This window comes from Candidatus Dormiibacterota bacterium (genome assembly GCA_035532835.1).
Classification (GTDB): domain Bacteria; phylum Vulcanimicrobiota; class Vulcanimicrobiia; order Vulcanimicrobiales; family Vulcanimicrobiaceae; genus DAHUXY01.
The window spans coordinates 17,150-37,645 of the sequence record DATKQG010000048.1; the positions used below are offsets into that span (position 1 = coordinate 17,150).

Annotated in this window: 20 protein-coding genes and 1 pseudogene; 7 read left to right on the top strand and 14 right to left on the bottom strand. The window is 62.3% G+C overall.

Annotated elements, in window-relative coordinates; all coding sequences use genetic code 11:
• Positions 1-2: 2 nt before the first annotated feature.
• The gene (locus VMW12_06315; GenBank protein HUZ49344.1) at positions 3-770 is read right to left on the bottom strand and encodes an SDR family oxidoreductase; all 768 of its coding nucleotides are present in this window, start codon (positions 768-770) and stop codon (positions 3-5) included.
• A 242-nt stretch (positions 771-1,012) separates the two neighbouring features.
• On the opposite strand from VMW12_06315, the gene VMW12_06320 reads away from it, so the two are divergent.
• From VMW12_06320 to VMW12_06345, 6 genes are all read left to right on the top strand, one after another.
• Positions 1,013-1,549, top strand: a complete 537-nt coding sequence (locus VMW12_06320) for a sigma-70 family RNA polymerase sigma factor (GenBank protein ID HUZ49345.1) — start codon at positions 1,013-1,015, stop codon at positions 1,547-1,549.
• Positions 1,533-2,642, top strand: coding sequence for a hypothetical protein (locus VMW12_06325; GenBank protein ID HUZ49346.1), 1,110 nt, complete (start codon positions 1,533-1,535; stop codon positions 2,640-2,642). The genes VMW12_06320 and VMW12_06325 overlap by 17 nt, the downstream gene beginning before the upstream one ends.
• Complete coding sequence (locus tag VMW12_06330) at positions 2,623-3,540, top strand: ABC transporter ATP-binding protein (protein HUZ49347.1); 918 nt, start codon at positions 2,623-2,625, stop codon at positions 3,538-3,540. The genes VMW12_06325 and VMW12_06330 overlap by 20 nt, the downstream gene beginning before the upstream one ends.
• Positions 3,537-4,382, top strand: coding sequence for an ABC transporter permease (locus VMW12_06335; GenBank protein ID HUZ49348.1), 846 nt, complete (start codon positions 3,537-3,539; stop codon positions 4,380-4,382). The genes VMW12_06330 and VMW12_06335 overlap by 4 nt, the downstream gene beginning before the upstream one ends.
• Positions 4,383-4,670: 288 nt before the next feature.
• Positions 4,671-5,639 carry a carboxypeptidase regulatory-like domain-containing protein gene (locus tag VMW12_06340; GenBank protein ID HUZ49349.1) on the top strand — a complete coding sequence of 323 codons (969 nt, stop codon included), beginning with the start codon at positions 4,671-4,673 and terminating at the stop codon, positions 5,637-5,639.
• Positions 5,640-5,654: 15 nt separating this feature from the next.
• Complete coding sequence (locus tag VMW12_06345; GenBank protein HUZ49350.1) at positions 5,655-7,181, top strand: hypothetical protein; 1,527 nt, start codon at positions 5,655-5,657, stop codon at positions 7,179-7,181.
• A gap of 25 nt (positions 7,182-7,206) precedes the next feature.
• Here VMW12_06345 and VMW12_06350 read toward each other — a convergent pair whose 3' ends face one another.
• From VMW12_06350 to VMW12_06400, 11 genes and pseudogenes are all read right to left on the bottom strand, one after another.
• A complete protein-coding gene (locus tag VMW12_06350) occupies positions 7,207-7,596 on the bottom strand; it encodes a hypothetical protein (protein ID HUZ49351.1) in 390 nt (129 codons plus the stop codon).
• 109 nt (positions 7,597-7,705) lie between these two features.
• Complete coding sequence (locus VMW12_06355) at positions 7,706-8,731, bottom strand: hypothetical protein (protein ID HUZ49352.1); 1,026 nt, start codon at positions 8,729-8,731, stop codon at positions 7,706-7,708.
• Between the two features lie 179 nt (positions 8,732-8,910).
• Complete coding sequence (locus tag VMW12_06360) at positions 8,911-9,351, bottom strand: GreA/GreB family elongation factor (GenBank protein ID HUZ49353.1); 441 nt, start codon at positions 9,349-9,351, stop codon at positions 8,911-8,913.
• Positions 9,352-9,358: 7 nt separating this feature from the next.
• A pseudogene (locus tag VMW12_06365) lies at positions 9,359-9,496 on the bottom strand (MFS transporter).
• Positions 9,497-9,544: 48 nt separating this feature from the next.
• On the bottom strand, positions 9,545-10,654 hold the full coding sequence (locus VMW12_06370; protein HUZ49354.1) for an HDIG domain-containing protein: 1,110 nt from the start codon (positions 10,652-10,654) through the stop codon (positions 9,545-9,547).
• A gap of 56 nt (positions 10,655-10,710) precedes the next feature.
• Positions 10,711-13,833: a hypothetical protein gene (locus tag VMW12_06375; protein HUZ49355.1), complete on the bottom strand. Its 3,123-nt coding sequence runs from the start codon at positions 13,831-13,833 to the stop codon at positions 10,711-10,713.
• Positions 13,834-13,869: 36 nt separating this feature from the next.
• Positions 13,870-17,070: a hypothetical protein gene (locus tag VMW12_06380; GenBank protein ID HUZ49356.1), complete on the bottom strand. Its 3,201-nt coding sequence runs from the start codon at positions 17,068-17,070 to the stop codon at positions 13,870-13,872.
• 93 nt (positions 17,071-17,163) lie between these two features.
• A complete protein-coding gene (locus VMW12_06385) occupies positions 17,164-17,532 on the bottom strand; it encodes a PAS domain-containing protein (protein HUZ49357.1) in 369 nt (122 codons plus the stop codon).
• Between the two features lie 60 nt (positions 17,533-17,592).
• A complete protein-coding gene (crcB, locus tag VMW12_06390) occupies positions 17,593-17,985 on the bottom strand; it encodes a fluoride efflux transporter CrcB (protein HUZ49358.1) in 393 nt (130 codons plus the stop codon).
• An 8-nt stretch (positions 17,986-17,993) separates the two neighbouring features.
• Positions 17,994-18,338 (bottom strand): DUF190 domain-containing protein, encoded by a 345-nt coding sequence (locus tag VMW12_06395; GenBank protein HUZ49359.1) that lies wholly within the window; start codon positions 18,336-18,338, stop codon positions 17,994-17,996.
• On the bottom strand, positions 18,335-18,496 hold the full coding sequence (locus VMW12_06400; protein HUZ49360.1) for a hypothetical protein: 162 nt from the start codon (positions 18,494-18,496) through the stop codon (positions 18,335-18,337). The genes VMW12_06395 and VMW12_06400 overlap by 4 nt, the downstream gene beginning before the upstream one ends.
• A 62-nt stretch (positions 18,497-18,558) precedes the next feature.
• Here VMW12_06400 and VMW12_06405 point away from each other — a divergent pair, with 62 nt between their 5' ends.
• Complete coding sequence (locus VMW12_06405) at positions 18,559-19,197, top strand: transglycosylase SLT domain-containing protein (GenBank protein HUZ49361.1); 639 nt, start codon at positions 18,559-18,561, stop codon at positions 19,195-19,197.
• Here the strand turns inward: VMW12_06405 and VMW12_06410 are convergent.
• On the bottom strand, positions 19,194-19,658 hold the full coding sequence (locus VMW12_06410; protein HUZ49362.1) for an HAD-IIIA family hydrolase: 465 nt from the start codon (positions 19,656-19,658) through the stop codon (positions 19,194-19,196). The two genes, VMW12_06405 and VMW12_06410, sit on opposite strands and share 4 nt — an antisense overlap.
• 10 nt (positions 19,659-19,668) lie before the next feature.
• The coding region (gene thiC, locus VMW12_06415) for a phosphomethylpyrimidine synthase ThiC (protein ID HUZ49363.1) at positions 19,669-20,496 on the bottom strand (828 nt) is incomplete at its 5' end.

Below are 20,496 nucleotides of genomic sequence, written 5' to 3' on the forward strand. Positions count from 1 at the left end.
GCTTACAGGCTCCCCGACTGCCTGGTCATTCCGCCGTCGATCACGTACGAAGCACCGGTAATATACGCACCGGCATCGGATGCGAGAAACGTGCACAGTGCGGCGATCTCGCCCGGCTTGGCCATTCGCCGCAACGGTATCTCGCTCAGGAGCACCTCATACTCGGGATGGTCGCTCTCGAGCTTCGCATCCATGGGCGTCTCCACGGCGCCGGGGCACACGTCGTTGACGGTAATGCCATATTGCGCGAGTTCGATGGCAATCGTACGCATCAGCATCCGAATGCCGCCTTTCGACGCGCAGTAAGGTGCGTTAGTCGGCATTGCGAGGTCTTCGTGTACCGAAGATATATTGATAATGCGGCCGCCACGCTTCTGTTGAACCATCTGTTGCGCCGCCGCTTGCGAGCATAGCCACGTCCCGGTGAGATTGATGGCGATCACCTTATTCCACACCTCGAGCGGCGTTTGGAGGAACGGCTGCTTCTGCTCGATACCGGCATTGTTCACCAAGATGTCGATTCCGCCGTACCGCGCGATCGTTTGTTGCAGCAACTGGCTCACGTCGCCTTCGTTGCTGATATCGGCCGCGACGGCATAGGCTTTGCCGCCGAGGCCCTCGATTTCGCTAACCACCGCCGACGCCGGCGTTGCATCGCCGACGTAATCGATCACGACGCTGGCCCCTCCGCGAGCAAATTCAAGCGCGATCGCTTTGCCGATGCCCGTGTCACCGCCGGTGACGATGGCTACCCTATCGGACAATTGCATGGACACGTTCCTTTCGATCGCGTTGGATCGCCGGCAAGCCCATAGATGAAGCCGCAACCCATGGGACTGAACGATCGCTCGATCCCGGGACGGCCCTGCTGTGAGGCTGTTATCTTCTACCCCCGAGCGCCGGGTCGAAACAATGCGACTCGGGTCATTTACAGATACCCTCGTGCGACGTTACAAACGTGAGACCCGCGGTGCTTTGGCGATATGAACCCGAAAGGAAGGGACCGGATCGCGTGGTAGCCGTCTCTATCGCACCATCATCGTCAAGCCTCGAAGCGCTCTTTGCGGAGCAGTATCCCCGGCTGGTCGCTATCGCGTACCGCGTCCTCGGCGATCGCGCCGATGCCGAGGACGTCGCGCAAGAAGCCTTCATGCAATTCGTCCGCACGCACCGCGAGCCCGTGCCTGCCGCCGCCGGTTGGCTGAGCATCGCGGTGGCCCATCGCGCACTCAACCTCATCCGATCGCGCAAACGGCGCATCGCGCGGGAACTCGCGGAGTTTCGGCTCCGCCGCCCGCTCCTACACGAAGCCCAGGCTGCCATGGACCCGCTCGCGCTCCTGGATCGGGATCAGATGCAACTCGTCGTCCGCGCGGCGCTGCTCCGTCTTCGTCCGCACGATGCGGAGCTGCTCGCGCTGCGCTACGGCGGATCCACCTACCGCGAGATCGCCCAAACTCTCGGGATCGACACCGCCCAGATCGGGACGCGGCTCGCGCGAGCGGAACGCGCCCTCAAAAAGGAAATCGAACGTGCAACACTACGATGACTCCATCCTTCGACGCTCGATCGACGAGCCGGAACGTATCGATGCAAGCATGACGGCGCATCTCGCAGGCTGCGCGACGTGTCACGCGCGCTACGACGACATCCTCGCCAATGCACGCGTCGGCGAACGCGCCTTCTCCGGGCCGCTTCCGGCCGTCGATAGCGCGCGAGCATACGCCCATATGCAGCAGTATTCCAATAATGCGAAGCGCAGCGCTGCCGCATGGTCCCCTGGTTTGGCGGGGCTTGCGGCCGCAGCGGTACTCGTATGCGCGCTTATCTTCACGCCGCTCGGCGGCTTCGCCGCGCAGATGCTCACCATCTTCGAACCCCATCAATTCGTGCCGCTGGCCATTACCGCAACCGACAGCGAGCAAATGCGCCTCATGCCAAGCCTGAAGGCCTTCGGAACGTTGCAACAGAGTCCGCGTCGCTCGCTCAAAACTCGCGAGCAGCCCGTCTCGCTCGAGCACGCTGCCGCAGTCACCGGGCTCGCGCCGCGCAGTTTCTCCGTCGCACCGCGTGGTGTTCCGGCACGCACGCAAACCTATCTAACGGAATCGTCGACCGTGGCCTTTACGTTCAGCGCAGCGAAGGCCCGCGCGTACGAACTCCGCAACCATCGCAACCTGCCGCCCATGCCGGCCGGGCTCGACGGCTCGACCATTCGCGTCACCTTCCCCTCCGCGATCGTGCGCGCATACGGAAACGTCCCCAAAAGCGCGAAGGATCTGCGGGCTCACGGCCTCGATAATATGATCCTCCTCGTCGAGTCGAAAGCGCCGTCGGTTACCTCTACCGGGGCATCGCTAACGACGCTCGCGAATTACCTGTTCGCTATGCCCAATCTTCCGGCGGATGTCGCGGCGCAACTGCACGCCATCACCGACCCATCGCGTACGCTGCCGATCCCGCTGCAGATCGATAAACAAACGGCCTCGCCCGTGCGCGTCGATGGCGTGGAGGGCCTTGCCTTGGGCGATCAAACGGGCCTGGGCGCCGGCGTACTCTGGCAGAAAGGCTCCGTCATCTACGCCGTAGTGGGCTCGCTCAAGAAGAGCGAAGCGATCGCACTTGCCGACAGCCTCCGCTAGCCTTGCCGTCGGTGCCGTGGCGCTCGCAAAGCGCTACGGCACCGTTACGGCATTGAGCGACCTGACATTGCGCGTCGAACGCGGCTCCATTTTCGGCTTTCTCGGCGCGAACGGCGCCGGAAAGACGACGGCGGTGAAGATGTTGCTGGGCTTGGTCCGCCCAACGTCCGGAACCGCGCACGTGTTGGGTGCGCCGATCGGCGATCGTGAAACGCGACGACGTATCGGCTACTTGCCGGAGCTCTTTCGCTATCCCGAGTGGCTGAGCGCGCGAGAGGTGCTCGCGTTCCACGCCTCACTGCTGGGCACGAACGCGGCGCAGCGTACGCCGGATATCGCTCGCGCACTCACCGCCGTAGGATTGAGCGAGCGCGCAGACGATCGGGTCGCGACGTATTCGAAGGGCATGCAACAGCGTCTAGGCCTGGGCGTTGCGCTGCTCGGCAATCCCGCGCTCGTCGTCCTCGACGAGCCCACCTCCGCGCTCGACCCCCTCGGGCGCTACGACGTGCGGGCGCTCCTGGCCGGGCTACGCGAGCGCGGTACCACCGTCTTTCTCAATTCGCATTTGCTGACCGAGGTGGAACTCGTCTGCGATCGCATCGCGATCGTGAAATCCGGAAGGGTCATCTCAAGCGGCACGCGTGAGGAGATTCTCGGCGAGCAACGAGGCCTGCGCATTCGCGCGCGAGCGGACGGCGTTTCGCTACATGCGACGCTCGCGTCGTTCGGGGACGTCACCGAAAGCAACGGCGCGATCGTGCTCCGCGACGTCGCGCACGAGCGCACGCCCGAGATCGTCGCAGCGCTCGTAACGGCGCGGGCCCGCGTCTATGCCGTCGAACCGATCGTCCAGACACTTGAAGAACGATTTATCGAACTCGCGGGGTCGCCGTGATTACCATCGCATGGATGACCGTTCGCGAGATGGTTCGCCGGCGCTTCGCGATCGCGGCACTTCTCGGCACGCTCGCGCTGGTAGCGTTAACGGGCTGGGGCTTGCAGCACATCCATACCATCCATAAGCAGCATGGAGTCGCGCTCAGCCCGCTGGAGGTTCGCGCCGTTACCGCGGCGTTGGTGCCGCTCATCGCCTATCTCTTCAGCTTTATCCTGGCATTTGCCGCAATCGTGTTGGGCGCGACGATGCTCTCGGCGGAAATAGAATCGGGCGTATTGCTGCCGGTGCTCGCGCGCCCGATTTCACACGGGGCGGTGGTGGTGGGAAAGGCGCTCGGGCTCGGCGCGCTCTTGTGCGCGTACGCCGCAATCTCCGGCGGCCTGGAATTTGCGGTGATCGATGCGGTCACCGGCTACCAGCCGCCGCACCCCATCGCCGCAATCGCTGCGCTCGCGGCGCTCGCGATCGTGATGCTCTGCCTAACGCTGGCGGTCGCATCTCGGCTGCAAACCGTTGCCACCAGCATCGTTGCGGTCGTCGGATTCGGCGTATCCTGGATCGTAGGCATCGTCGCGAGCTTCGGCCCGGTCTACCACAACGAAACGCTGCTGCGTATCGGCGTCATCTCGCAGCTGCTGCTGCCGTCGGATGCCTTGTGGCGCGTTGCCGTCTACCAGCTCCAGCCGGTTGTCCTAGTCGCGCAATTCGGGTTGAGCGGCTGGCCGGGGCCCTTCTTCGTGCTCTCGCCGCCTCCGCCGGCAATGCTGGCGTGGAGCGTCGTGTGGGTGGTGGCCGTCACCGCGATCGCCGTGCGCAGCTTCGCCACCCGCGACGTCTAGTCCACGCTCCCCTATGAAATAGCGGCCGCCATTGTTCGCAAGAGCGGCTTTTTTTTGCGCAATCTTTAGGTATTTCGGACTAAACATTTACATAAATGCACGTTGCAAGCGGCATTTTTTCCGAGTCTTTACACAAAACGGGACTTTACGACTGGCACGTTCTCTTGATTGCTGTGTAGCGCGAGCTATACTGGGGTCCCCTGGTGTGCGGGAATTGGGTTGTGGGATCGACGGGCAATGCCGCGTTTATGCGTGGCTGAGCTTGCTATTGTGTGCTGGAGGCATATCGTGGAATATTCAAAGCAACTTCGTATCACCATCATCGCTTTGCTCTTTGCGCTTTCGGCGTGCAGCGGTTCGCAAGGCACCGGCTCGAACGGTCTTATGCCCGTCGCGCCGCGTTCCATCACGACGAAAGATACGCTCGGCGGCATCCCGACGTCGTCGATTGGGATTCTGTTGACCGACGCGCCGCCGCGCATCGGAAACTTATCGCCGTCGGCTATCAACATCGGTATCGATAGCGTCGCGGTGATCTCGGATGGGGTGAAGACGACACTTGCTTCCTACCCGACGCCGTACGTTGTGAACGTGTTGGCGGCGCAAACCGATCCGTCTTCAATTGGGATCGGCAGCGTGTTCAACGGGTTCTATCAGCAACTGCAATTCGTCATCGATGTGAAATCCAGCGGCGTGGTAGCAAACAACGTCACGTATCCGCTCGATTTCCTCACCAACGCCGAAACACAGAGTACCGTCGGCGCTGGAAAAACGACGCAGACGACGTCCGTATCGCCCGGTACGGTGGCTATGACCATCACGGCGCCGTTCATGGTCGGAGATAATCCCGCCGAGGACGTTATCGCCGACTTCAACGCGCTCGAATCGATCGCTCAGCAGAGCGACGGTTCGCTCGTGGCTCGTCCGACGCTCTTCGCGGTCCCGACCGTAGAGGCCGGAAAGATCGCCGGAACCGTGCTCAGTTCATCGGGAACGCCCGTGTATGGCGCTACGGTTGTAGCGTTTGACTCGAATGGCAACGTCGCCAATACGGTCGATACGGATACCGACGGTACGTTTACGATGCACACCATCATCGGCGGTACCTATCACGTGGTGATCTTCAACAACTACACGACCGCAAGCGGCCAGCAATTGTCCGCAAGCGGCCAGAGTTCAACCGGGTCGATACTGAACGGTCCGACGGTGAACGTCACGGCCGGCGCAACAACGCAAGTCGGAACGATCCAGGACTAGAGCGGGTCTCAGATCGTGCATCAGGATCGGCTGGAGCTCGCACGGGGGTGCATTCGAGAGGCGCAGTACGACCGCGCGCTCGAGTTGCTCGCGTCGTGCGAAGAGTGGCCGTCACCGTTCGACGAACAAGGCGTGCTGGCGCGCGTCGAAGTGCTCACACGCCGCGATCCGGTGCTGGCGTTGGAGACCTTGGCGCGCTACAGCGACGTATTTGTCAGCGAAATCGGGCGGTTCGGCTACTACCTCGCGTCCGGCAAGGCGTATGCCAATAGCCGGAACTTCGAATCGGCGCTGGAGATGTTCAACTCCGCGCAGAGCATCGTCGAGCAGTCGCACCCCGCCGGCGCAGCGCGCCTTGCCTACCAGCGCATGCGCCTTCGGTGGCTCACCCGCGACTACGACGTCGATACCCCGGACGTACGTCTAGCGGTCGGTGACGGCGAGGCGGGGCTTCGCTTCGAGGCGTTGATCGTTCGCGGTTGGATGTTCGCCGGGCGCGAGATGTTCGATCGGCAGATCGAAGACTTAAGCGCGGCGTTACAGATCGCCGCGGAGCATCCCGATTGCTGCGATAGCCAAGCGAAATCTCGCGCGATCCACGCGTTGAGCCGCATCGGCCTGGAAGTGGGCGACAACGTTGCGGTTGCGGTTTGCGAAAGCGCCTACGAATCGACGCAATGGACGGCGGATCTAGCCGAAGACCGCTTTCTGACGGTTCGGATCCTGGCCTGGCACGCATTCCTCCAGGGCGACTCGGCGCGCGCGCAGTGGCTGTTGCGCGACGCTAAGGAGCTCGCGCCGAGCCAGGCGTGGCAGGTGACGGCGCACGTGGATCGCGCGTACGTCGCACGGATGAATCATAACGACGTGTGGGCGACCGACGAGCTGCTGCACGCGCACGGTCTCGCGCGCGACGTCAGTTGGGCCGCGACGACCAACGAGGAGCGTCAAGCGCTGGTGGCCCTTGCGATCCTGTTTGCCACGGTGGATATGGCGCAGGCCCAACGCTACGTTTCCACCTACATTCGCCTGGGAACCGATAGCATCGATCCGACGCTGGCGATCGCGCACGACCGCCGCAACGTCGGGTTTGAAAAGTACGCCACCGGGCGCGTGCAGCAGGTATTGGGCAATACCTCCAGCGCCTTCCGCGCATTCGAAATCGCGTACACGATTTTCTCTTCGACCGGGCACCATTTCCGCGCGGCCCTCGCCGCGGAGGGGTTAGCCGAAACCAGCAACGATCCGACGTGGCTCGAGCGCGCGCGCACGCATGCGTCGCACTTTCCCAAGAGCGTCGTCTACGCCAACCTCAAAACCAACGGGGCGCCGGCATCTGCGGCTCATCCGGAGGGTTTAAGTGCGATGCGTCGCCAGCTCGCGCTGGCGCTGGGTGAAGGGCTCGAACTCGCGGCGCTCTCGCAGCGGTTCAGTCGCAGTGAATTTACGCTCAAGCGCGAGATCCAAGCCGTATACGACGCCTACGGGGTCAACGGGCGCACGGCGCTGCGTGCCGCGCTGTTGGAGCGCGGCCTGCGTTGAGCGCCGGCCTCGTGCCTAGTCCACCTTACCAGATATCGTACAGATCGGTCGTGAGCGACGCTTGCGGGCGCGCGACGTGGGCCGTGCAATTCAGCGCGGCGTCCGCGGGTTGCGTGCGCATCTGCGCTTGTACGGTCTCGCCGGCCATGATCGTGACGAGTTGCGGGCATGCCGCGGCTTCGGTAGTCAAGCGAATCAGCGTTCGCCCGGGCGCCAGGTTTGAAACGACCGCAACCCCGTGCCGGTCGGTGAAGACCTGCCGGTAGGAGCCCCCGCTCTGCACCTCAATCGGCGCGCCAATCAGCGGCTGCTGTGCGCTGTCGCGCACCGCGACGCGGACCGAGCCTAATGAAGAGCCCGCTAAGGCGGGCGCAATGCCGGTTGCGGCGCTCGCGCAGATAAAGGCGGCTGCCATCGCTACTATTCGCTTTTGCATACTGCATTCTACCACCCATCGCCGGCAACGAAACAGGCCACCGCTAAAGCAAGCGATGGCCCGTCGTGCCGTTACGTCACGCGTCGCCCTATGGCGAGTACGAGCAGTCGGAGACGTTGTTATCGTACTCCATTTGAATCTCCCAGGTATCGGCCCCGAGTTGCACGTTGCCGGTGGGGACGCCGGCTGCCGGCGCGCACAGATCGCCGATTTCGCCGCCGGTCTGGTTGTACCAGGCGACGTTGTTGATCGCCACGTCAGGATCGGTGAAGGCCTCGAACATTTCGTGCGATGCGGTCGATGCGGTGGAGTCTGCCGTCGATCCATTGGGTGAAGGCAGATTGCTCACTTGGCAGCCCTGGATATCTTGGTATGGTTCCACCGAATAGATCGCGTGGCCGATATCGCTGTAGTCGTTGCTGCCGTGATAGGCGCAGTACTGCTGGCCGTAGCATCCGCCCGCTGCCTGGCTGCACTGCTGGACGCCGCTCGCGAGAAACACGTTAAACATCGTGTTATAGCCGGTTGGAATGTTGTTCGCCGTCGCAACTTGATACACGATATTATCGATGTCTTGATCGCCAAGCTGCGATGAAGTGTTGTAGGTCACCGGGTAATCGCCGCCGTCGGCATACGCGCCGGTCGCGCTCTGGCCGATGTACTGGTCGAGAATATTGATCATGCCTGTTCCGCCGCCGTTCGAGAAGAGGTCGTTCTCGAATTGGCCGATCTCGCCGCCCCAGCAGCTTTCGTCGGCGCAGTTCACCAGAATGTTATAGACGGTCGCACCGGCCATCACCGGCCCGCCGTTATTGACGAGATCGAGTCCTTGCGAAACCGTCATCACGTGGGCGAGCTGTTTAATTTTTTTTCCCTTAACCGGCGAGGCATATGCGCCCGAACGAACGAGCTTTGCCATCACCGATGGGATCGAGGAGCGGCTGATGTGCAATACCGCATGCGTAAGGCTTCGGGTTGGTGTCGCGAGTTTAGGAACCGCCCCGGTGGGGCCCGAAGTGGCGCCGCCGCCGCAACCGGCGATCAGCGTTCCAAGTAATGCCGCGCCGAAAAGCGGCGCGATAAAATGGCGTAATCGTACAATAGATCCGTTCATGAACATCCTCCGTCATGAAACTGAAGTAGTAACGAACCGCCGTATTGTGGTTGTGTTAACGTTCTCCCGTGACAAAAGACACCTAAGGACGAAGCGTCATGCTTTCGCGTAAAGAGAACTAGGGTCTTACTATATAAGGCTGCGCCGGGGCACGAACGAGCCGCAGTGTGAAGCGCCCTTCATTCGTAGTGGACGTCGTCGATCGTGTAGGCGAGCGGTCCCGCGGGCCGCTGCACGACCACGCGATCGCCGACGCGATGGTCCGTAAACGCTTTCGCGATCGGAGATTCCCAACTCACCAAACCCTGCGTCGGGTCGGCTTCGTCTTCGCCGACGATGCGGATGGTCAGCGAAGCGCCCGTGGCGTCGTGCGCGGTTACCGTTGCCCCGAATTCGATGACCCGCTTCACACGGATCGACGGTCTGACGACGATCGCGCTATCCAAGCGTTGCCGGTAATACTGCACTTCGCGTTCGTCCGCCGCAGCCTGCGCGGCCTCGAGCGCGCGCTCGAGTAAGGCGTAGCCGCGCGGGGTCACGTAGTTCGGGGCCTCGCTGACGGGGCGAGGGACGATCGGCTCGGGGCCGCTGTCGTCATCTTTTACGAACGCTCGGCTCATAGCTGCCTCAAACTTGGATCGATTCCAAGAGCTCGCGCTTGGTCTCCGGTACGGTCTTGGCAATGAATGCGATCGTTACCACGCAGATCACCGGATGGATCGCGAACGTATCGGGACGTCCAAGCTTCTGCACCATCGCAAGAAAAAACTGCGAGACCTGCGGCCAGCGATCGAGCGCTCCCTTCTTCGCCTTCTACAGCGCCGAACCGACCGCTGCGACGAAGGCCGCCTCGCCCCTTGTCAGCTCGTGATAGAGCGCGATTTCGGTGGCATGCGAGCAGACTTGCAGGCGCCACCAATTAAGCGCCGCCGGGTCGCGAGGGTTGACGCCGAACCGCGGGGCGACGGCAGCAAGCATCGGCCGCACGTGGTGCGCTGCGTCGATGGCGAGCACGTAGTCGTGGTCGCTGAGGTGGTTCACGAAGCATTCGATCGCGGGAAGCGTCGCAAGCTCGTATCCGTTATCGGTTTTACGCACTAACCCGTATTCGACCGGGTCGACGCCGGCCAGCATCGCGGCCGCGCGGCACCAGGTCGCGACCTTGGCTTGATCCCCGAGCGACGGCGCAGCGTGCGCGCTCAGCAGCACCGTTACGAAACGCGCGTCCCGGCCCCGAGCGATCGCCTCGGCGCCCGAGAGGACGTGGTGTCCGCCGGTATTGCCGATGAGCAACTCGTCAAAAAACGTTCCGTCCGCGTTGTACTGAAAGACCATCGTCTTCATGATGTCGTGGTAGAGCGCCGCACCGATCGCCAGGTTCCGATCCACCGTGGAGCGGCCGTTGAAATACTGCAGGTCGTAGATGCGGGTAAACTGCTCGCCCATACGCGCGTTAAAGAGTTCGTGCACGCACAAGCCGCCGGGGTAGCTGTGGTGGCCGTTCGTATCCGAACCGGGCGCGCTCCAGAACGGCTGCGCGTAACCCAACACCGGCGACATCGGCGGAAAGACGCCCGATACGGGCGCGTCGGGAGCGATAAAATCCGCGAACGCCATCGCGTCGCGCATCGCGAGCTGCGAGGCCGGGCTGGGGTAGCGCCGCATGTAACGCGGAACGGGCAGACTCAATAAATCGAGCACGTCGGCGCGCAGCGTCGCATCGCCGATCGAGGCGGCAAGTGCGGTAATTTGCGCGACGTGGGCTCGAATGTACGGCGAGCCGCTCGCAATGCGAGCGGCTCGTTCGTTGGCGGGCGCCAGACCCGCGGGAATCATCAGGCTGGCTTGCTCGCCCGCCGCATCCTGAACCGCGGCGAGCGCTCGCGCGGGATCCGCGAAGAGCGGGAGCGCCGCAGCGCCCACCGCTCCCAGGAATCCACTACGCGAAAGTAACGACGACCGAGTTTGCGATACACACACTATGGGGTGATGGTTATCGCTCCCGCGACCGGTTTCTTGCCTTTGGCATGCAATTCGGACGAAAGCCCCGAGAGGCTCTGTACGAAGGCATTGTACTTCGCGAACGCTGCCGTATATGCGGTATCAAATTCCGCCGCGTACGTCAGGGTCGCCGCCGTCGGCGGTTGCTGTTCGCCGAAACCCGTCCGCGGCACCGATTCGCGCAGCGAGCCGGGGCGTTGGATCGAGTCCTCGTCGTTCTTGTAATCGGCGGTGAACGCGGAGAATACCGCGTTACGCTGCGCCTGCGCTTTGGTCACCTGAGCCGCGAGCGACGCGTCGCCCTTGGCCGCAACTGCCGCCGCGTTCAGCGATTTACCGATCGTATCGAGGTGGTTGAGCACGTCGTCGATCTTGCCGTATTTCGCGAGATACGTGGTTGCAAAGTCGAAACCGGCTTGGTAATCGGCCTGCGTCCAATGGTCGCGCGGATCGGGCTTCACTTCGAAGCTCTGCTCGAGCGTCTTGCCGTCGAGCGTCATGCGCACCGTGTACGTGCCCGGAACGGCGAGGGCGCCGACCTTGGGGCCACGGTACTTCTCACGCGCCGCGCCCATCCAGAGCGTCGGCCCGGTTTCGTGGAAGTCCCACACGAAGCGATTGATGCCGGCTTTATTCGTTACGAACGGGACGTTTTTGTCTTTAACCTTATGCGTGCCCATAATCGTGCGAATCACGGCGCCCTTTGCATCGAGAATCTGCACGACCGGAGCCTTCGCCTGCGGTTTGGCTTGGTAGAAGTCGACGATCGCACCGTTCGGCGGATTCGCGCCCGAGTACCGCGTGTAGATGCCTTCGTCGTTGGAGTGGTAGTGATATTCGTAGGACGTGCGAGGCTTGAACAGCATCACGCCGGCCTTTTGCGCTTCCGCGAGTTGTTGGATCGACGAAGCATCGTCGAGAACCCACACGCCGCGCCCGTGCGTCGCGAGGACGATATCGTCGAACTGCGGCTGCAGACGGATATCGCGCACCGAGACTTGCGGGAGGTTGTTGCGGAAGTTTTGCCAGTGCGCTCCCTGGTCGAACGAGATCCAGAGACCGTTTTCGGTTCCGGCGTAGACGACGTTGGGGTTGCGAATGTCGGGGCGAATCGTACGCACGTACTGGTCGTGGGGTAGACCGGTCACGATCTTGGCCCAGGTCTTACCATAGTCGTGCGTGACGAACGCATACGGCGCGTAATCGCCCAACCGGTGATTGTCGGCACTCACGTATGCGGTGCCCGCAACCAGCGGCGATGGCGAGGTGGCTTCGACACGCGCGTACTCGGGAACGCCCGGAGGCGTCACCTTGTTCCACGTCGTGCCGCCGTCGCGCGTCATCTGGACCAAGCCGTCATCGGTTCCAACCCAGATCTCGCCTTTGTCCAACTGCGATCCCTCAATGTACAGGATCGTATCGGAGTACTCGGCACCGGAGACATCCTTCGCAAGCGGTCCGCCGGAGGGTTGTTGATGGGCTTTGATATTGCGCGTGAGATCCGGGCTGATCGCCGTCCAATGCTCGCCGCGATCGGTCGTTTGGAACACGACGTCACTACCGAACCAACCGATGTGTCCGTCCCATGGAGCGAACGCGATCGGCGAATCCCAGTTAAAGCGATACTTGGCTTTGCTCAGATCGAACGGGCCCAGGAAACTGCCCGGGAAGGCGTTGTACGGCATGACGAACCGGCTCGATTGCGTCTGCTTATTGAAGACGAGTATGACGCCGTTTTCGAGATCCGACCAGATGTAGTTGGGATCGATCGGGTCCGGTACGCTCCATTCGCCATCACCACCGACGACGTCGGTCCAGTGGCGGTCGAGAATGCCTTCGTTGTCGAGTGAGTTCGACGGGCCGCAGAAACCGTTGTTGTCCTGCAGCGGCGCGCAGATCGTGTACGGGTTCTCGTTTGAGAGCCCGACGTGATAGACTTCGCCGATCGTCAGATTGCGCGAGAACGACCAGTGCTTGCCGTTGTCCAGCGTCAATGCGTATCCGCCGTCTTCGCCGGTGATGATGCGGCTGGGATTATTCGGCGCGATCCAGATCGCGTGGTAATCCACGTGCACGCTCTTTGCGATCTCTTTGAATTTTTTGCCGCCGTCTTTGCTCTCCGAGAGCATCTCGGAGACGGCATAGACGTGGTTTTCGTTCTTTGGATCGACCGCGATATGCGTGAAGTAGAACGGGCGCTGGTCGACCAGCGTATCGTTCGACATCATCTTCCAATGCGCGCCCGCATCGTCCGAGCGCCACAGAATGCCGCCCTTCGCCTCGATCAGCGCATAGACGCGATTGGGGTTGCTCGGAGCTATCGCCAGCCCGATGCGGCCGGTGTAGCCGGTCGGGAAGCCGTTGCCGGTGACGCGCTTCCATTTGCGTCCGCCGTCGGTCGATTTATACAAACCGTCCTGCGGGCCGCCGCTGGTGAACGTCCACGGCTTGCGGCGAAACTGCCAGATACCCGCATACACCACGCTCGGGTTTTGCGGATTCATCGCGATGTCGCTCGCGCCGCTCATCGGGCCGACGTAGAGCGATTTGCTCCAGGTCTTACCGCCGTTGAACGTCACGTAGACGCCGCGATGGGTCGAGTCCTTAAACGGGTCGCCGAACGCGCCGACGACGACGTGATTGGGATTCTTCGGGTCGATAGCGATGCGCGAGATGCTGCGCGTGAGCGCGAGGCCGACGCGCTTCCAATGCTTGCCGCCGTCGGTCGTCTTATAGAGACCGTCGCCGTAGCTGACATCGTTGCGCGGATTGGCTTCTCCGGTACCGGCCCAGACGACGTTGTCGTTGCGCGGGTCGATCGCCACGGCGCCTATCGCCGAGACGGCTTGATTGTTGAAGACCGCCTTCCACGTCGCGCCGCCGTTGGCGCTCTTCCACACGCCGCCGCCGGCGGTCGCCAAATAGTACAGGTTCGGGTCTTGATCGGTGCCCGCCACGCCCGCGACGCGGCCCCCGGCGATCGCCGGGCCGATGTTGCGCCATTTGAGCGCTGCATACGGGGCATCCGCCGCGGATGCAATACTTGGCCCCAGGAGTGCGATTGCCGCCAAAGCGGCGATCGCACCGATGCGTTTTTTCACGCTAATGCCTCCTCCACGAGGGTTGATGGGTGCACGCTACTGCGCGTGCACCGTTGAGATTGCCGGTAACGGCTTTTGATTGGCTGCTTTGAGTGCGGCGTCGACGCCGGGTAGGGCATTGGTAACGAACGCATTGTACTGCGCAACCCCGGATTGATACTCGACGTTGACGCGACGCGCCGAATCGAGAATCGCGGGCGTGAGCGCCGTGCCGGCGAGGTATTGCCCGAATTGCAGATCTTCACGAAGCGCACCCGGGCGCTCGATCGAATCTTCGTCGTTGTGATAATCCGCCGTCAGGAAGTTGAAGACGGTGTCGCGGGATGCCAGCGCGGCATCGAGCTTGCTTGCAAGCGCGGTGTCGTTGGCCTTCTTAGCCGCCGCGGAAGCGGCGTTAAGCGCCTTGGTGATGCTATCGATGTTGTTCAGCATCGTATCGACGCTCGAGAACTTCCCTTCGAACTCTTTGGCGAGCACGAACGAATCCACGATTTGTTTCTGCGTGTACTTCGTGCGGGGGTCGGCTTTGACTTGGAAGTACTTGACGTAGTTTTTCCCACCCAGCGTCATGCTGACAGAGTAGGAGCCCGGCGGTACCGGTGGCCCGGAGTCCGGCCCCTCATAGGATTTCTTGGCCGCACCCATCCACTTTATCGGCCCATCGATGCTGAAATCCCACACGTAGCGGTTCAAGCCCACCTTGTTGGGGACGTACGGCATCTCCTTATCGCCGACTTTGTGCGTGCCCTGCACCGTACGGATCACGCGGCCGTGGTCGTCGAGGATCTCGAGTTTCGGCGCGGTTTTTTGCACGGCGTTTTGATAGTACGTAATCATCACGCCGGTCGGCGGATTCGCCGCGGCATAATTGGTGTACGTACCTTCGTCGTCTCCACGCTGATTGTACTCGTAGCTCGTGCGCGGCTGGAACAGCCACGATCCATGTGCGATCGCTTCTTGCAACTGCTGGATCGGCGCCATGTCGTCCATGATGTAGACCGAGCGTCCGTGCGTCGCGATCACGAGATCGTCGAACTGCGGTTGCATGCGGATGTCGTGCACGGAGACCGTCGGCAGGTTGTTCTTGAAGGGCTGCCAGGTCGTCCCACCGTTGTACGAGATCCAGATGCCCTCTTCGGTTCCGAGATAGACGAGGTTCTTGTTCCGGATGTCGGGGCGAATCGAACGCGCCCATTCGCTCTTCGGCAAACCGCTCACGATCGAGGTCCAATGTTTGCCGAAATCGTGGGTCACGAACGCATACGGCGCGTTGTCGCCGGTATAATGCCCGTCTTCCACCGCGTAGGCCGTACCATCGACGAGCGTCGACGGAGCGACGGTCGCGTAGCGTCCGAATTCCGGGCCGCCGGGCGGGGTGACGTTGCTCCAGTGTTTGCCGCCGTCGAGCGTGAGCTGAACGAGCCCGTCATCGGTGCCCACCCAAATCTCGCCCTTGTGCAGCGTCGATCCCTCGATGTCCAGGATGGTATCGCTTTCCTCGGCTCCCGACACGTCGTTCGTGATCGGGCCGCCAGAGGGTTTCTGGTGCGCTTTGATGTTTCGCGTGAGATCCGGGCTGATCACCTTCCAATGCATTCCGCGGTCGGTCGTTTGAAAGACGACGTTGCCGCCGAACCAAGCGATGTGTCCGTCCCACGGCGCAAAACCGATCGGCGATTCCCAATTCCAGCGATAGCGCGCGGTGCGGTTATCGAACTGCTCTTTGACGTTCTGGAGGTAGGGTTCGATAAACCACGAGTCTTTCGTGACTTTGTTCTCAACCGTGAGCGAACCGTTCTCCGAATCGCCCCAGAGGTAATTCGGATCGATCGGGTCGGGAATCGTCCATTCGCCGTCTCCGCCGGCCGATGCGATCCAGGCTTTGTTTTGAATGCCGGACGGATCTTGCGTGTTGTTTGGAGCGCACCACGCATTGTTGTCCTGCAAGCCCGCACAGACCCAGTACGGGTTCTCGTTGCTCAAACCGACGCGATAGACTTGGCCGATCGGCAGATTTGCCGAGAAGAACCAATTGTCGCCGCCGTCGAGCGTGAGCGCGTAGCCGCCGTCTTCGCCGACGATCAAACGCGAGGGATCGTTCGGCGCGATCCAGATCGCGTGATAATCCACGTGTACCTGATCGGCAATCGCTTTGAACGTCTTTCCGCCGTCGGTCGACATCGAGAGTGCCTCCGACACGGCGTAGACCTTGTCGGCGTTCTTGGGATCGACGGCGATGTGCGTGAAGTAGAACGGCCGCTGATCGATCAGCGTATTCTTCGATTCCATCGTCCACGTGTCGCCCCCATTATCGGAGCGCCAGAGGATGCCTTGGCTGGATTCGATCAACGCATAGACGCGATTGCCGTTGCTCGGAGCCACAGCGAGGCCGATGCGGCCGGTGAAGCCGGTCGGAAGGCCGTGCCCGGTAAGCTTGGTCCACGAATTTCCGCCGTCGGTCGACTTGTAGAGTCCGTCGTCCGGGCCGCCGCTCGTGAAGGTCCACGGCTGACGGCGAAACTGCCAAACGCCCGCGTACAGGATGCTGGGATTCTGCGCGTCCATCGCCATATCGGAAACGCCGCTCATCGGCCCCACGTAGAGCGTCTGCTTCCACGTCTTGCCGCCGTCGTTGGTCACGTAGACCCCGCGATGCGTGCTGTCGGCGAAGATATCGCCTTGCGCGCCGACGATGACGTGATTGTGATCGCGCGGATCGACCAGAATGCGCGAGATATATTTGGTTTGCTTGAGGCCCATGTCCGTCCACGTCTTGCCGCCGTCGGTCGACTTGTAGACGCCGTCGCCGTAGCTCACGTCGTTGCGGGGGTCGTCCTCGCCCGTTCCCACCCAGACGGTGTTGTTATCGGTCGGGTCGATGGCGACGGCGCCGATGGCGGCCACCTTCTGCTTGGCAAAGACGGCGGTCCAGGTCTGGCCGCTGTTATCGCTTTTCCAGACGCCGCCGCCGGCCGAGCCGACGTAGTAGAGTTTGGGATCGGTCGCGGAGCCCGCGACCGCGGCGACCCGGCCACCGGCCGCAGCCGGGCCGATCTCGCGCCAATTCATATTAGAGAAGGGCGGCCCCGGCGTCGGTGTCGGGGAGGGCTTTGGGCTCGGGCTAGCCGCGGCGCTGGGCTTGGCGGCCGGCGCGGCCGTAGCGGCCCGCGAGGGCGCAGCCCACATAAGCGAGAGAGCCGCGCATAGCAACGCAGCAGCCGAAAAGCGTGGGTTCACGTGTTGGGACCTCCTAGAAGTTCTTCTAGCCGTCCCCCGCACGCGCGCGACTCTCCTGCGCGCGTGCGGTCAAAGAATCATCAAAGACGGGGTTTATGCGCTGACGCGCGTCACCAAAACGTCGACGTCGTCACGGCCGGCCTTGCGCACGAAGGTGATGTGGACCCGCTGGTGGCCCCACGAGAAACGGAAAATGTAATCGAAGTTGATCACGCCGCTCGGCTTGGCGACCAGTTCCGTGAACCGACCCTGAAAATCCGGGTTGGCCGTGCACGGAGCCACGTCGAGGAAAAAATCTTTGCCGAGTTGCGATTTCTGGTCGAGGCGAGCCAACTCGGCCTCAAGGCGATTGTACCGCCGAATTTTGCCCTGCAGGTCCAAGGTGATGACACCTACGGGCAGCGCGTCGATCTCGTCCGCACCCAGGGCCTCGATGCGCTCGAGGAGTTCCTTGTCGTCCATGCTCCGTCTCCTTATGGTGTCGTCAAGCCGTATTAACGCGGAAAGACCCAGCCTGCGTCCCTAAGGTTGCAGAGCACGCACCAGCGCGATGCCCGCGAATGCCGCGACGAACCCGCACGCGAGGCTGCCGAAGCCGTAGAGCAACGCCAAACCCGCGGCGCGATCGCCGACCAGCGTCACCATGTCGAGCGAGAACGCGGAGAACGTCGTGTAGCCGCCGAGCACGCCCACCATAAGGAACACGCGCACCAGCGGGGTGATGCCGAGCGCGCGCGTTGCGGAGAGTTCCGCCACCAGGCCGATGATGAGGCTACCGGTGACGTTGATGACGAACGTTCCCCATGGGAACCCGGGGCCAAGCCGCTGCGTAATGGCGAAGCCCACGACGTACCGAAGAACCGAACCAAACCCGCCGCCGAGCGCGATCGCCGCGAGCGTCCGCCAATCGAGCAACGGCGCAGCTACGCTCTGGGCGATCCGCTTTTGTAGCGGATCACCTCGACCGTTTCCATCGTGATCATGCCTTCGTGCACCAGTTCGTCCAAGATCGGGATGAATGCACGAATGCGCTCCTCGCTATCGACCAGTTCGATTAGCACCGGTAAATCCGTCGAGAGATCGAACACGCGCGCAGCGTGCACGACGGAGTGCGCTCCGTATCCCTCGATCCCCTTGAAAACGGTCGCTCCGCCGAGCCCCTCCGCTCGCGCTCGCTCGACGATCGCGGTATAGAGCGGCTGGGCCCCGTGGCGATCGCTCTCGCCGATAAAGATGCGCAGGAGTTTGCCCGTTCCCTCGAGCTTCATGGCTTGCTCTTCTGCATCTGCTCGTACTTTGGGACGTTCACGTGGACGGCATACCACTGCGACCAAGCGATCATGCCGCACATGACGACAAAGAACAGAACCAGCCCGATCCCCCAAGCGCGACGCTTGCCTGGAGACATTCCCGAGTAGCGACTCATGACGCTCTCAGGTTCCGTACCGCACGGGGGGAATCCCCGCCGGGCCCAAGAAGCGCCGACCGATGAGCCGATCACGCGCCCCGCTCCTTGCGGGACTCTGTTTTGCACTTGTGCTCGTTCCGAGCTTCGCACGTGCCGCCGAACGACCGGTCCCAACCAACGCCACGACCATCCGCGCCTACGCGAAGGTGCTGCATCACGCGAACCCGCAGATGCCCGACTGGCAGAGCCGCTCGCTGGCCAGCCATCTGCTTTCGAGCGCCGCTCGCTGGAAGATCAGCCCGAATGTCTTGGCCGCGATCGTCACGGTTGAATCGAGCTGGCACACCCATGCAGTCTCCTATGCCGGCGCGATGGGCCTGGGGCAGTTGATGCCCGGCACCGCGGCAAACCTTCACGTCGACCCGCGCGACCCGGTGCAGAATCTCGCCGGGGCGGCGCGCTATCTCAGCGGCCTGATCGCGAAATTCGGCTCGAACCCCGACCGTTACTCGCTCGCGTTCGCGGCCTACAACGCCGGCCCCGAAGCGGTCGTGCGGTACGGCGGCATCCCGCCGTTCGCGGAGACGCAAAACTACGTCGTCAAGGTGCTCCACGCATGGCATCTATTGCAGGCATCGGTGCACTTACCGCAGAGCGCGCTGGCAGATCTTCCGGCGCAGGGCCCCGACATCGACTACTGGCTCGGCGCCGCGCATTAATCCAAGCGCGCGAGAATAGCGTCGACCGCGCCGGTTAGCGACGTGTTCCGGTCGACGCGAATGGCGCTCGCACCGGCGTTAGCCGCAGCGCCCATATCCGCATCGCTATCTCCGACGACGACGATCGATTCAGGTTCGACGCCGAACGCACGCGCCGCATCGAGCACGAGCTTGGGTTTTGGTTTGCGACACTCGCAAGCATCGTCAGGTGCGTGCGGGCAGACGAACCAGCCATCGAACGCGCCAAGGAGCTCCTCGACGCGCCGATTGACGTCCTCGACCTGCGCCGTGCTGATCAGCCCGCGACCAACCGCGCTCTGATTGGTGATAACGCCGACGCGCAACCCCCGCGCGCGAAGGCGATCGATCGCTTCGCGAGCGCCGGGAATCGGGACGACCTTCGCCGGATCGCCGTTGTAGGGCTCGTCGGCGACGATCGTTCCGTCGCGGTCGAAGAGAATCGCCCGCGGCTTAGCTGCTTGCGACGTACACCTCGGCGCCTTTGTCCAAAAACTCTTGCGACTTCTCGGCCATGCCGCTCGCGGCGTACTCGCGCACTTCTTGCGTAATTTTCATCGAGCAGAAATGCGGGCCGCACATCGAGCAGAAGTGCGCGACCTTCGCCCCGGGTGCGGGTAACGTTTCGTCGTGAAATTCGCGCGCGGTATCGGGATCGAGCGAGAGATTGAATTGATCCTCCCATCGAAACTCGAAGCGCGCCTTCGAGAGCACGTCGTCCCAATGGTGCGCGCGCGGATGGCCCTTCGCAAGATCGGCCGCGTGCGCGGCGATCTTATAAGTAATCACGCCGTCCTTGACGTCTTTCTTATTCGGTAAACCCAAGTGCTCTTTGGGCGTCACGTAGCAAAGCATCGCGGTACCGAACCAGCCGATCATCGCCGCGCCGATGGCGCTGGTGATGTGATCGTATCCCGGGGCGATGTCGGTGACGAGCGGGCCGAGCGTGTAGAACGGCGCTTCGTGACAGATCTCGAGCTGCTTCTCCATGTTCTCTTTGATCAGGTGCATGGGTACGTGGCCGGGGCCCTCGACCATCACCTGCACGTCGTGCTTCCATGCAACCTGCGTGAGTTCGCCGAGCGTCTCCAATTCGCCGAACTGGGCCGCATCGTTCGCGTCGGCGGTGCAGCCCGGGCGCAAACCGTCGCCGAGCGAGAACGCAACGTCGTACGCCTTCATGATCTCGCAGATGTCTTCGAAGTGCGTGTAGAGGAAGTTTTCCTGATGGTGCGCGAGGCACCACTTCGCCAAGATCGATCCGCCCCGCGATACGATCCC